Annotated in this window: 1 protein-coding gene; it reads left to right on the plus strand. The window is 44.4% G+C overall.

What is annotated here, in order from left to right:
• The coding region (locus tag ICN41_RS11210) for a hypothetical protein (protein WP_216293011.1) at positions 1–662 on the plus strand (662 nt) is incomplete at both ends.

A 662-nucleotide genomic window follows, 5' to 3' on the forward strand; every position in this document is an offset into this window, starting at 1 on the left:
CACTACTCCCCTTCATTGCCGAAATACCTTATGCCCTGATGTATGCATTTGGAGGCGATACGATTGGACAGATTTCCTCCAAGCTATCCATTGGGCCAATTTTTCTGACCATATTGGCTTTGCTTTGGCAAATCGGTCGCCGCCTAGGGCTCTCGTTGACGGCATCATCCTTTTTGATTGCTGCTGGTGCTACGAGTACATGTATTACCTACCTAGCCTGGGATGGAAAAACCGATCTGATTGGCCTGATGTATGCCTTAATTGCTATTCGTCACACCCCAGGTTTAATTGCAAGTGAAAAGCTTGAAACAAATGCAATCTTGTTTGGGTTGTTTGCAGCATGTGCAGTCATGGCAAAAATGTCTTATGCCTTGGTGTTGCCATTTGTATTGGGTACACCACTTGTTCTGCTTTGGAAGGGGCAGCCAAAAAAATTATTTCAGATCTGTATTTGGAGTCTTCTCCCATGTTTAATTGCATTCACATTGGGATGGTGGATAAAAAATGCAGTGATCTATCAGGATCCCTTCGCACCATTCTTACAATTTCAGGCGACAACTCCTAGTTTTCCTTTGGGTCAAGCCTGGATGAGTCCTCAAAATACCCACTGGATCCTATGGACTTATCCCTTAGCATTTACCTTTGGCCTGTACCCAATGCAG

It is taken from the genome of Polynucleobacter sp. 15G-AUS-farblos, assembly GCF_018882445.1.
GTDB lineage: Bacteria > Pseudomonadota > Gammaproteobacteria > Burkholderiales > Burkholderiaceae > Polynucleobacter.